We start from the raw sequence: 14729 nt of genomic DNA, 5'->3' as shown, positions 1-14729 counted from the left end.
TTATTTAGCTAAATCAATTATCTTTGTTAGAGTTAAATCATTATGTTGATTTAACTCTAACAAATAAGAAATACAAGGTGGAGATGATGGAGGGTTAATATGAAACAAGACAGAAAATCAACGAATATGAATGAAAAAGTACTTGAATCAAGGCAATACTGGGAATCTATTGACTTTGATAATGATAATAAAAATGGGTTGAAATATGACTTTTTTTCTGCAGATGAATACATCAAGAATATAGTCTCTTTTTCCATTGATAATACATTAAATCAAAGACTGAAATTAATATCTAAAAAAAATGATTTATTAGAATTTATTATTTTTGCTGCTGGATTAAATATAGAGTTATATAAGTATACAGGTAAAGAAGAGACGATAATAGGTATTCCAATATATATAGCTAACAAGAAAGATATTGATATTATAAAAAATAAAGTATTACCTTTGAAGAGTAGTTTAAATAAGGAAACAAAACTTAAAAGTTTAATGAAAGGATTACAGGAAAACATAGTACAAGCTTATGAAAATCAGTATTACAGTATTGAAAATATTTTAAGAAATTCAAAAATATGCGATCATGTAATGGAGATTACGCCCATATGTATTGTTTCCAATAGACTACATAGCAGTGAATATATTGATTATATATGTAACTCAAATAAGAATGAGATAACAATTTGTATTGATAAAAAAGATAATGATGCAATAGATATATCTTTTATATATAATTCTAAATTATTTGAAAGAGAAACAATAGAATTATTTGGACAAAATTATTTTAAAATAATAAGTCAAATTGTAAATAAACTTGATGAAAGAGTTAAAGATATAGAGATGTTAACAGAAGTAGAAAAGGAGCAGATTCTTTATGAATTTAATAATACAAAATTAGATTATAATAAGGAAAAGACAATACAAGTAATATTTGAAGAACAGGTAGAAGATACTCCAAATAATATAGCTGCAGTATTTGAAGGAAAACAGTTAACATATAGAGAGTTAAATGAAAAAGCTAATCAATTAGGTAGAGTATTAAGAAAAAAGGGGATAGGTTCGGGGTGCATAGTAGGTATTTTAGTTGAGAGATCCCTAGATATGATTGTTGGAATAATGGGCATATTAAAAGCAGGAGCTGCATATTTACCATTAGACTCTAATTTACCAAAGGGTCGTATTGAATATATGCTAAAGGATGCTGAAGTTAATATATTAGTAACAACAGAAAATTATAACAATGAGTTCAAACATATTGTAAATATAGTTGATATTTTAAATGAAAAAATATATATAGAAGATAATAGCAATTTAAGTATAATAAATAAATATAACGATTTAGCCTATGTAATATATACATCAGGTTCGACTGGAGAGCCTAAGGGCGTGATGATTGAACATAGAAGTGTTAATAATTTGGTTGTAGCGTTAAATGAAAGAATATATTCAATGTATTATAGTGGATTAAAAGTAGCTCTTTTATCGCCATATTACTTCGATGCTTCTGTTAAACAAATCTTTGGAGCATTGTTTAATGGAAATACATTATTTATAGCTCCTGAGGAAGTTAGGACAAGTGGTCAAAAAATTGTAGAGTATTACATAGACAATAAAATAGAAATATCAGATGGAACGCCTATGCATATGAACATGATCTCTAATTATATCAATAAAGAATGTAATCTACATATTAAACACTTTGTTATTGGTGGAGACACATTAAGTCCTAAGATTGTAAAAAATATTTTCACAAATTTAAAATACAATACAGTTAAAATAAGCAATGTATATGGTCCAACAGAATGTTGTGTTGATTCAACTATGTATTTAATTGACTATCAAAATGTGAACAATCTTGATTATATACCAATAGGAAAGCCAATATGTAATACATCAATATACATCTTGGATAATGATAATAAGATAGTACCTGTTGGAGTACAAGGAGAATTGTGTATATCTGGAGACGGGTTAGCAAGAGGTTACTTAAATAGACCAGATCTAACAGCACGAAAGTTTGTAGAAAACCCATATGAAAAAGGACAAAGAATGTACAAAACAGGAGATTTAGCAAGATGGTCATCAGATGGAAGCATAGAATTTATAGGTAGAATAGACAATCAAGTTAAAATAAGAGGATTCAGGATAGAACTTGGAGAGATAGAAAATAGACTATTACAGCATGAGTATGTTAATGAAGCTGTTGTTTTAGTAAAAGAGAACAAAGAAAATGAAAAATATTTATGTGCTTATGTGGTAAGTGAAAAAGAAATAAGCCAGTTAATTTTAAAAAACTATCTAAAGGGAAGCTTACCAGAATATATGGTTCCAGTCCATTATGTATATTTAGAGAAAATGCCCATAACAACTAATGGAAAACTCAATAGAAAAGCTCTTCCAGAACCTACCTTTGATGTGAATTTAAATGAATATCAGGCTCCACGAAATCAAATAGAAGAAAAAATGGTTGAAATATGGAGGGAAGTATTAGGGTTTAAAAAAGTAGGTATAAATGATAATTTCTTTGATTTAGGAGGACATTCTTTAAAAGCAACAGTAGTTATTAGTAAAATCCATAAAGAATTAAATGTAGAAGTACCATTAAAAGAGTTATTTAAGAGTCCAACCATAAAAGAAATAAGTAAGTATGTAGAAAACAGCAGTAAAAACTCCTATTCTTCAATAGAAAATGTAGAAGAAAAAGAATATTATAAAGCATCATCAGCACAAAAAAGATTATACGCTCTTCAACAGTTTGAAAAAAAGAGTACAGCATATAATATGCCAGCTATATATGAGTTAGAAGGAAAAATAGATAAGGAAAAAATTGAAAATACCTTTAAAAAATTAGTTGAAAGACATGAAGCATTAAGAACATATTTTGATACTATTGATGGTGAAATTGTACAGAAGATAGATAATGAATATGAATTTAAAATATTAATTAAAAGAGAAGATCAAGAAGAATTAGAAAGTATCATAAAAAGTTTCAGAAGATCGTTTGAATTAGAAAAAGCTCCATTATTTAGGGCTGAGCTTATAGAGAGCAATGAAAAGAACTATTTATTGATAGATATGCATCATATAATTTCAGATGGGATATCTAGAAGCATATTAATTAAGGAGTTTGTAAGCTTATATAATGGAGTGGTGCTAGAACCCTTAAAAATTCAATATAAAGATTTTGCAGAATGGCAGAGTAGATTCCTAAAATCAGAAGAAATGAAAAAACAAGAAGAATACTGGATTAATAGATTTGATGATGAAGTACCAGTATTAAATATGCCTTGTGATTTTGAAAGACCAATAATTCAGAGTTTTGAAGGAAATTATATAAGCTTTTTTGTAGATGAAGAAATCACAAAAGGTTTAAGAAAGATTGCAAAAGAAAGCGGAAGCACAATGCATATGGTACTAATGTCTGGAATGTATATATTATTATCAAAATATAGTAGACAAGAAGATATAGTAGTAGGAACTCCAATTGGAGGAAGACCTCATGCAGACCTTCAAAATATTATGGGGATGTTTGTTAATACTTTAGCATTAAGAAATACTCCAAGTGGAGAAAAAACATACATTGACTTCTTAAAAGAAGTGAAAGAGAATTCATTAAAAGCATATGAGAATCAAAGTTATCAGTTTGAAGAGTTAATTGAAAAGTTAAATGTAAGAAGAGATATGAGTAGAAATCCACTTTTTGATGTAATGTTTAACATGACTAATATTGACTATGGTAAAAATTTGAAATTAGATAATCTTGTATTAAAACCAATCATGGATGAAAGAAAAGTATCAAAATTTGACCTGACTTTAACAGCCATAGAAAATGATGAGATTATTAATTTCAGCTTGCAATATTGTTCAAAGCTTTTTAAAGAAGAAACTATACAAAGAATGGGTGAACACTATAAAGAAATACTGAATAGTATTTGTAAAAATAGTAACTCTAAGTTGTCAGATATAGAAGTAATCACTGAAAAAGAAAAAAGTCAAATACTAAATAAGTTTAATGATACAAATACTGATTATCCTAAGGAAAAAACTATTATTGAATTGTTTGAAGACCAAGTACTAAAAACACCAGACAATATTGCTGCATCATTTGAAGATAAGCAAATAACATATAAAGAATTGAATGAAAAGGCAAATCAACTGGCAAGAGTATTAAGAGATAATGGTGCGAAAGTTAATTCTACAATTGCATTAATGACAGAACAGTCAATAGAAATTATCATTGGAATAATGGGAATACTAAAATCAGGAGCAGCATACGTGCCAATAGATCCAAAGTTTCCAAAAGATAGAATCGAATATATGCTTCGGGATGCAGAAGTAGATTTATTAGTTACATCTAATAAACATGTTAAGGGGTTAGCGTTCAATGGACATATTATAGATGTTAAAAATGAAAATATATTTAGAGGTGATAATAGCAATTTAAATGTAATTAATAAACACAATGATTTAGCATATGTAATATATACATCAGGTACTACAGGTAAAGCAAAAGGAGTAATGATAAAGCATTCAAATCTAGTTAATTATTGCACTTCAATTATTAAAAAAGCTTCATTAACTATAAAAGATGAAACGGCATTGTTATCTTCATATGCATTCGACTTGGGATATACTGCATTGTATACTGCTTTAGTTACTGGAATAAAATTAAACATATTATCAGAAGAAAATTATAGAGATCCAGTAAAACTAATAGAGTATCTTAAAAAAGATATCACGTATATTAAAATAACACCTTCAATGTTCAATATGATTGTTAATTGTAAAGATACAAAAAAATTATTTGATGATTCTTGCAAACTAAGATTAATAATATTAGGAGGAGAATCAATACACATAAAAGATATAGAAAAATTTATGCTTTTAAGTGATAGAAATAAAATTCAATTTATGAATCATTATGGACCAACAGAAAGCACTATAGGGTGTATTGCTACAATGATTGATGCAAAAAGACTAAATGATTTTAAGAATATAATTGGAAAACCTCTTAATAATATAAAGGCATATGTATTAGATAAAGATAATAATCTTTCTGCAGTTGGGATACCTGGAGAACTTTGTATAGCTGGAGAAGGTCTTGGAAAAGGATATTTGAACAGAAGCAATTTAACACAACAAAAATTTATAAAAAACCCATTTTTATCAAATCAATTAATGTACAAGACAGGTGATTTGGCAAGATGGTCATCAGAAGGAAATATAGAATTTTTAGGAAGAATAGACAATCAAGTTAAAATAAGAGGATTCAGAATAGAGCTTGGAGAGATAGAAAATAGACTATTGCATCATGAGTATGTTGATGAAGCTGTTGTTCAAGTAAAAGATAAGGGAGAAAATGATAAATACTTATGCGCATATGTGGTAAGTGATAAAGAGTTAAGTGAGCTGAATTTAAAGAACTATCTAAAGGATGGCTTACCAGAATATATGATTCCGTCATATTATGTACTTTTAGAAAAGATTCCTTTAACAAGTAATGGAAAACTTAATAGTAAAGCACTTCCGGAACCAAATTATGATGTAAGTTTAAATGAGTATGAGGCTCCAAGAAATAAAATAGAAGAAAAAATAGGTGAGATATGGAGCGAAGTGTTAGGGATTAATAAAATAGGAATAAATGATAATTTCTTCGATTTAGGAGGACATTCTTTAAAGGCTACAGTAGTTATTGGTAAAATTCATAAAGAACTAGATGCAGAATTGCCATTAAAAGAATTATTTAAGAGTCCAACTATAAAAGAAATTGGTGAGTATATAGCCAATGGCAGGAAGAATTTCTATTCAACAATAGAAAAAGCAGAAGGAAAAGAATATTATGAAGTATCATCAGTACAAAAAAGATTATATACTCTTCAACAACTAGAAAAAGAAAGTACAGCATATAATATGCCAGTAGTATATGAGTTAGAAGGAAAAATAGATAAGGAAAAAATTGAAAATACCTTTAAAAAATTAATTGAAAGACATGAAGCATTAAGAACATGTTTTGAAACTATTGATGGGGAAATTGTACAGAAGATAAATAGTGAGTGCGAATTTAATTTATTAATAAGAAAAGAAGATGAAATAGAAGATGCAATAGCAAATTTCAGAAAAATTTTTAATTTAGAAGATGCGCCATTATTCAGAGCAGAAATTATTGAAAGTAAAGGAAAGAATTATTTATTAATAGATATGCATCATATCATTTCAGATGGAATATCAAGAAGTATATTAATTAAAGAGTTTGTAAGTTTGTATAATGGAAGTGATCTGAAACCATTAAGAATTCAATACAAAGATTTTGCTGAATGGCAGAATAAATTCTTGAAATCACAAGAAATCAAAAAACAAGAAGAATACTGGACTAAAAGATTTAATGATGAAATACCAGTATTAGATATGCCTTATGATTATGAAAGACCATTAATTCAGAATTTTGAAGGAGATAATATAAGCTTTTTAGTAGATGAAGAAATAACTAGGGGCTTAAGAAAGATTGCAAAAGAAAGTGGAAGTACCATGCATATGGTATTAATGTCTGCATTTACTATATTATTATCAAAATATAGTAGACAAGAAGATATAATAGTAGGAACACCAGTAGGAGGAAGACCACATGCAGACATTCAAAATATTATGGGGATGTTTGTTAATACATTAGCATTGAGAAATTACCCAAGTGGAGAAAAGACATACAGTGAATTCTTGAAGGAAGTAAAAGAAAATTCATTAAATGCATATGAGAATCAAAGTTATCAGTTTGAAGAGTTAATTGAAAAAGTGAATGTAAGAAGAAATCTTAGTAGAAACCCACTTTTCGATGTAATGTTTAATATGACTAATATTGACTATGGTAAGGACTTAGAATTAGATGGGCTTGTATTAAAACAATTTATTACTGGACAAAATATATCAAAAGTTGATTTAACACTAAAAGCAATGGAAGATTATGACACAGTAAGACTTGATTTTGAATATTGTACAAAGTTGTTTAAAGAAGATACTATAAGAAGAATGGGTAAACACTATATAAAAATATTAAAGAGTATATGTAAAAATTGCGATATTAAACTTTCAGAAGTAGAAATTATTACAGAAAAAGAAAAGAATCAAATTCTTTATGATTTTAATAACACAAAAATAGATTATCCAAGGGACAAGAAAATACAAGAATTATTTGAAGAACAAGTAGAAAAGACACCTGAAAATATTGCTGTAATATTTAAAGATACAAAGTTTACTTACAGAGAGCTAAATGAAAAAGCAAATCAACTTGCTAGAGTAATAGGGAAAAATGGGGTGCAAGCCGAAAATATAATTGGAATAATGGTTGAAAGATCAATTGAAATGATTGTTAGTATTCTTGGTGTTTTAAAATCAGGTGGAGCATATCTACCAATTGACCCTGCATCGCCTATAGAAAGAATAGAATATATGCTTAAAGATAGTGATTGTAAGCTATTATTAACAAAAAAACAATTTTCGAAGAGTATTGATTTTGAAGGGGATGTATTACATGTTTCAGATAATGAGATATATAAAGGAGATACTAGTAATTTAACAATAAATAACAATTGTAAAAATTTAGCCTATATTATATACACATCTGGAACAACTGGAAATCCAAAAGGAGTACTTATTGAGCATAAAAATATAAGGAATACATTGTTATGGAGAAAAGAATATTATAAGTTTGATAGCAATGACGCTATTTTACAAATACCATCTTTTAGTTTTGACAGCTCTGTTGAAGATATTATGACACCTTTAATATCTGGATCTAAGTTAGTATTAGTTAATGAAGAAAAGAGATTGGATATAGAGTATTTAAAAAGAACTATAATAAGGAATAATGTATCAAACTTTCTTATTACACCAGCATTTTATAGTACATTATTAGAGGAATGTTTAAATGAAGTAACTTCATTAAGAAAGATTACAGTTGCAGGAGAAAGTATTCATGAAGATGTTGTATCAAAACATTTTAAAACTTTAAGTAATACAAAACTTTATAATGAATATGGACCAACAGAAAATAGTGTATGTTCTACTATACATGAGTTCAATGAATGTAGTAATAAAGTCTTAATAGGAAAGCCAATATCAAATACAAAGGTTTTAATATTGGATTCTAAAAATAAAATTGTTCCCATTGGGATTCCAGGTGAATTATGCGTATCAGGGGAAGGGGTAGCCAGAGGATATCTTAACAGACCTGAGTTAACAAATAAAAAGTTTATTGAAAACCCATTTGAACAAGGGGAGAGAATGTATAAAACAGGTGATTTAGCTAGATGGTTGCCAGATGGGAATATAGAATTTATAGGAAGAGTAGATAACCAAGTTAAAATAAGAGGTTATAGAATAGAACTTGGTGAGATAGAAAATAGATTGCTAAGCCATAAAAATATAAATCAAGCAGTTGTTCTAGCAAGAGGTACTGATAACAATGAGAAGTATTTATGTGCCTATGTTAATTGTAAAGAAGAGATTGATAATTCGCTATTAAGAGATTACTTAAAGGAGAGTTTGCCAGAATATATGGTACCATCATACTTTATTCAAATTGATGAATTACCTTTGACAGTCAATGGTAAAATAAACACAAAAGCATTACCTAAACCTGATATAAATGAACGTATGATAACTAAATATATAGCTCCAACAAATGAGATAGAAGAAAAGTTGGTGGAGCTATGGTGCCAAATATTAGGAGTGGATAAAATTGGTATAAATGATAATTTCTTTGACTTAGGAGGACATTCTTTAAAAGCAATAGTTCTTATAAATAAAATCCATAAAGAGTTAAATGTTCAAATACCATTGAAGGAGTTATTTAAGAATTCAACTATAAAAGAAATAAGTGAATATATTGAAAACAGTAGTGAAAATCTATATAAGACAATAGAAAAAGCAGTTGAAAAAGAGTACTATGAAACATCATCAGCACAGAAAAGGTTATATACTCTTCAACAGTTTGAGAAAGATAGCACAGCATATAATATGCCAGTTATGTTTGAACTAGAAGGAAAAATTGACAAAGAAAGAATTGATAACGCCTTTAAGAAATTAGTAGCAAGACATGAGGCTTTAAGAACTTACTTCCATTCCAGTGAAGGAGAAATAATACAAAAGATAGATGCAGAATATGAATTTAAGTTAAAAAATAGGTCAGTGGACATAAAAGAGCCAGAAAACATTATAAAAAGCTTTTTAAAAGCTTTTGAGCTGGAAAAAGCTCCATTATTTAGAGCTGAGATTGTAGAGAGTTTAGGAAAACATTATTTGTTAATTGATATGCACCATATAATTTCAGATGGGATGTCAATGAGCCTATTAATTAAAGAGTTTGTTAGTCTATATAATGGGATTAATTTGAAGCCATTAAGGATACAATATAAAGATTTTTCGGAATGGCAGAATAAATTTCTAAAATCAGATGAAATGAAAAAGCAAGAAGAATACTGGATTAATAGATTTAAGGATGAAGTACCAGTATTAAATATGCCTTATGATTATGAAAGGCCAATAATGAAAAGTTTTGAAGGAGATAGTATTAGATTCCAAATAGACGAAGAAACCACAAAGGGCTTAAAAAAGATAGCAAAAGAAAGTGGAAGCACTATGCATATGGTATTGCTTTCTACGATGTACGTACTTTTTTCAAAATACAGTAGTCAAGAAGATATAGTAATAGGGACTCCGATTGGAGGAAGAACACATGCAGACCTCCAGAATATTATTGGTATGTTTGTTAATACTTTAGCTTTGAGAAATAAACCAAGTAGGAAAAAAACATATATTAATTTCTTGAAAGAAGTAAAAGAAAATTCACTAAAAGCATATGAAAATCAAAGTTACCAGTTTGAACAATTAATAGACAAGCTGCAAGTTAGGAGAGATACTAGCAGAAATCCACTTTTTGATGTAATGTTTAACATGACAAACATTAGCTATGGAAAAAAGTTAGATTTAGATGGACTATTACTAAAACCCCAAAATGTTAAAAGTAAGATATCAAAGTTTGATATAACTATAAATGCTGTAGTAGAGGAAAAAACAGTAAGATTTACTTTTGAATACTGTACAAAGTTATTTAAAGAAGAATCTATCAGAAGAATGAGCAAACACTTTATAGAAATATTAAAGAGTATATGTAAAAATCCTCAAGCTAAGCTTTCGGAAATACAAATGTTAACAAATAAAGAAAAGAAAGAAATATTATATAATTTTAATGATACTAGATCAGTTTACCCTAAAGATAAGACAATACATGAATTATTTGAAGATAATGTTGAAAAAACTCCAAATAATATAGCTCTTGTATTTAAAGATAAAAAGCTAACCTATAGTGAATTAAATGAAAAATCAAATCAATTAGCTAGATTATTAAGAAGTAAAGGAGTACAAGCTAATTCCATAGTAGGGATAATGGTGGAAAGATCAGTTGAAATGATAATCGGAATAATGGGAATATTGAAAGCAGGAGCAGCATATTTACCAATTGATCCTAAGCATCCTAAAGAGCGAATAGAATATACAATTAACGATGCAAAAGTAGAAATACTAGTTACAACTAATGAATTTGCTGAAGTATTAAAATTCGAAGGAACTATTATAGATATTACTGATGGAGGAATCTTTAAGGGAAATAGAAATAATCTAGAAAAAATAAGTAAGAATAATGACTTAGCTTATGTAATTTATACATCAGGATCTACAGGAAAACCTAAAGGAGTTATGATAGAGCATAGGCAAGTTAATAACTTCGCGCATGGCATAAGTAAAGAAATAAATCTAACAGAATATAAAAGTATACTATGTATTACAACTATTTCTTTTGATATATTTGGATTGGAGACTTTAGTTCCTTTAACACAAGGTTTAAAAGTAGTAGTTGCAAGCGAAGAGCAACATAATGATGGTGATAATTTAAGCAATATCATTGAGCAAAATAATGTGGAAATTATGCAAAGTACACCATCAAGATTAAAGTTACTTTTAGCTAGCAGCAAATTTCAAAAGACCTTAAAAGGTATGAAAGTAATATTAGTTGGAGGGGAAGAATTACCAATTAATTTATTAAATGATTTAAAGGCTTATGAAAATCTAAAAGCTTACAATGTTTATGGACCAACTGAAACGACAATATGGTCTACTGTTAAACTCCTTAAAAATCAACAAAAAATAACTATAGGAAAACCAATAAGTAATACAGATATATATATTGTTGATGGTAACAATGAAATTGTGCCAGTTGGAGTTCATGGAGAATTGTGTATAGCTGGAGATGGCGTGGCTCGAGGATACTTAAATAGACCTGAGTTAACATCTGAAAAGTTTGTAAATAACCCATATAGACTTGAGGAAATAATGTATAAAACAGGCGATTTAGCTAGATGGTTGCCAGATGGAGAAATAGAGTTTTTAGGAAGAATAGATAACCAAGTCAAAATAAGAGGTTTTAGAATTGAACTTGGAGAGATTGAAAATAGATTGACTAGTCATGACAATATAAAAGAAGCAGTAGTATTAGCAAGAAGTAACAAGAATGAGGAGAAGTATTTATGTGCCTATTTAGTATGTAATAATTCTTTTGATGCCGTAGAATTAAGAAACTATTTAAAACAAGATCTACCTGAATATATGATTCCAGCGCACTTCATAAAAATGGACGAGATTCCATTAAATTCGAATGGGAAGGTTGATAAGAAAGCTCTTTGCAATGTTAAAATTACGAATTATAGCAAAAAAAGCATATTACCAAGAAGTTTACATGAAAATGTAATAGCTGAGATATGGAAAGGTGTGCTTGGGTTAAATGAAATATATGTACATGATGATTTCTTTGAATTAGGTGGAAATTCAATAAATATAATACAAGTTGCTAATGAAATTAAAAATAGATTGGAGATTGAAATCACACCAGCAAATTTAATGGTTCATAAGACCATAGCTGATTTATCTGAATTTATAATTCAGAGAGGTGTTAATGGTGAAAGAAGTAATCATATTTTTAAAATCAATAATAGCACTAGTAATAAGAAAATATTTATAGTCCATGGTGGAGATGGAGACATATTTTATTACAGGCATTTAGCAAAATTACTAGAAGAAAATTATAGTGTTTATGGAATTCAACCAAAAGGATTAAATGGTAGTGAGCCACTACCAGAAAGTTATTATGAAATGACAACTGACTATATCAGAGAAATAAGAGAAATTCAAAATGAAGGTCCATATATAATTGCTGGATTTTGTATCGGAACATATTTGGCATATGATATAGTAAGTATACTTGAAATGCAAGGCGAAGAGGTAAGTGCACTAATTGAAATAGATCAAGAAGCTTTTGTAGAAAAGAAAATCCATATAATAATCGATATTTTAAGAGGAGTATTAAATACAGTAGACTTTTGGCGTAGGATAACAAATAAAGATAAAAACTATACTATCAAAAGATTTACTGATTTAATTGGAAAGAAACATAGAATTTCTAAGGAAAGACAGATGGATATAATTAGTGATAGAAAGAAAATTTTAAAATTCTTCTGTGAAGAATTAATGCCTAAGTGCAGATATTGTTACTTAGCTAAAAGGGTTAAAACTCCAACATTAGTTGTTAAGGCATCAAAAACTGAGCATCATTTATTTAATAAAGAATCATGGAGTAAAATGACAGGAGAGGTTTTAGAATATCAAGAAATTCAAGGAAATCACAGTACAATTTTATTGCCGCCTTATGTAGATAAGTTAGGAGAAACTATTTTAGAGTTTCTTGATAAAAAATAATAATGTTCTTTATATAATAGTTAAAATTAAATTCCACCCCATAAAGGAACTTTATGGGGTGGTTTTGTATATAGCAATTTAAATTTTTCTACATAACAACATATATTGAGTAGCTCCTTGGAATCCAATATCTAAAACTCTCTTTTTAAGATCTTCAGCTGTTGAACAGATTTCTTCGTATGCTTCATGATCTTTAATTTTGTCTCTTACACTATCTAAAATAGATCCAACCTGTGTTGATAATTGTTCTTTTGCTTCTTGATTGCAAGGTTCATCATATTTAAATTCGATTTCATCAATAATTTCAAGGTTATTTTCAAGTAAAATTTCTTTTATTTCTGATTTATTATAGGTTTCATTATGAAATTTTCCAAGCATTCTAGAAATCTTAGCAGACCAGTGATGTAGAATTACATGAGTCTGTTGTTCTTCAGTTTGATTATCTTTGAACATTTCATTAATAAGAATATATCCATTCTCTGAGGTTACACGTTTCATCTCATCGAATGAAGTTTTTATGTTAGGTAGGTGATGGATTGAATTTGCAAGACATACAAGATCAAACTCTCCATCGGAGTATTCCATAGATTCTCCATTCATAACTTCAAAATTAATTGATGGTTCATTAAAAGTTTTTTTTGCCATTTCAATTACTTTTTCCTCAATATCAATACCTGTAATTTTATCGTAAGAAGGAAGTGCTTCTTTTAATATGTTGATGAATTCACCAACACCTGTACCAATATCTAATACATTTGATGGTTTTAGATTTTCTAATAATTTTTTAATGTTTTCCATACAGTTCACTCCTTTAATTTCATTCAAAAAACAATAATCAATCTTTTTATATATATGATAACATAAAATTGCAGAATTTTGTAAAAATTCACAAAAGTTCACAAAAGTTCATAAAAAAGAAACTAAGTAGTACGATTATATTTAACGTATATATATGGCCAGATGATTTTTACATGTGTGAAAACATGCTATAATATAATTGAAATAAAAAGAATGAAGAATAGATTACGTAATTTTTCGTCCTGATTTGTTCTTTATTCTCTATTATTTATTCTTTAAAAAGGGGTTGAGGTAAGTTATGAGAGAGTTATCATTACATATACTAGATTTAGTGCAGAACTCTATAACTGCTAACAGTAATTTAATTAAGGTGCATATTGAAGAAAATACAAGTGAAAATCTTTTTAAAATAATAATTGAAGACGATGGAAAAGGTATGGAAAAAGAGTTTTTAGAGAAAGTTAGAAGTCCATTCACCACCTCAAGGGATACTAGGGATATTGGACTAGGAATTCCTCTCTTTGAAGCTGCATGTGATAGATGTGGAGGAGGAATTGAGATTTGGTCTGAAGTAGGTGAAGGAACTAAATTAGTAGGAACTATGGAAAGAAATAATATTGATAGACCACCTTTAGGTAGGATAAACGAAACAATAAGTTCTTTATTGTTATTTGATAATGTGGATATAGAATATATTCATAAAGTTAATGAAAATGAGTTTGTATTTAAAAGTACAGAGATTAAAGAAATTGTAGGTGAAGATATTAACTCCCCTTCAATAATTAAGTGGATTAACGAATATATAATCGAAAATCTTCAAGGCATAGGTGTAGATATTTGGAGTTAAATATTTTTTGAATATGTTTTAATTTCTAGCATATCCTTCTATTAAGGGGGATGAAAAATGAATAAACTTTATTGCGAACAATGTAATTCCATATGGTATACTTCTATAGAAAGAGACGATCTAACATGTGATAACTGTGGGGCTAAATTAACTAAAGTAGATATTAATTCTGATAATAATGAACTAAAAAAAATAATTAAGAATGATTGATAAAACCAGTAGTAAAGATAGTGATGTAAGTAGTATATCACTATCTTTTTCTTTTATCTAAAATATTTTCATAAAAATT

The 14729-nt window shown here is 28.1% G+C and carries 4 protein-coding genes; 3 read left to right on the top strand and 1 reads right to left on the bottom strand.

The features are described 5' to 3' along the window. Positions 1-99: 99 nt before the first annotated feature. Positions 100-12795 carry a non-ribosomal peptide synthetase gene (locus OW730_RS18875; RefSeq protein WP_271225607.1) on the top strand — a complete coding sequence of 4232 codons (12696 nt, stop codon included), beginning with the start codon at positions 100-102 and terminating at the stop codon, positions 12793-12795. A 78-nt stretch (positions 12796-12873) separates the two neighbouring features. Here the strand turns inward: OW730_RS18875 and OW730_RS18870 are convergent, their stop codons facing one another. Continuing rightward, positions 12874-13593, bottom strand: coding sequence for a class I SAM-dependent methyltransferase (locus OW730_RS18870; RefSeq protein WP_271225606.1), 720 nt, complete (start codon positions 13591-13593; stop codon positions 12874-12876). A 298-nt stretch (positions 13594-13891) separates the two neighbouring features. Here OW730_RS18870 and OW730_RS18865 point away from each other — a divergent pair, with 298 nt between their 5' ends. Together OW730_RS18865 and OW730_RS18860 are read left to right on the top strand one after the other, a co-directional pair. After that, the gene (locus tag OW730_RS18865) at positions 13892-14440 is read left to right on the top strand and encodes an ATP-binding protein (RefSeq protein ID WP_271225605.1); all 549 of its coding nucleotides are present in this window, start codon (positions 13892-13894) and stop codon (positions 14438-14440) included. A gap of 57 nt (positions 14441-14497) precedes the next feature. Then, positions 14498-14650, top strand: coding sequence for a hypothetical protein (locus tag OW730_RS18860; RefSeq protein WP_271225604.1), 153 nt, complete (start codon positions 14498-14500; stop codon positions 14648-14650). The last annotated feature ends 79 nt before the right edge of the window (positions 14651-14729 follow it).

The organism is Oceanirhabdus sp. W0125-5 (genome assembly GCF_027938815.1).
Taxonomy (GTDB): Bacteria; Bacillota; Clostridia; order Clostridiales; family Clostridiaceae; genus Oceanirhabdus.
Note: the sequence above shows the minus strand (reverse complement) of the source record. Positions and strands in the feature narration are given on the sequence as shown.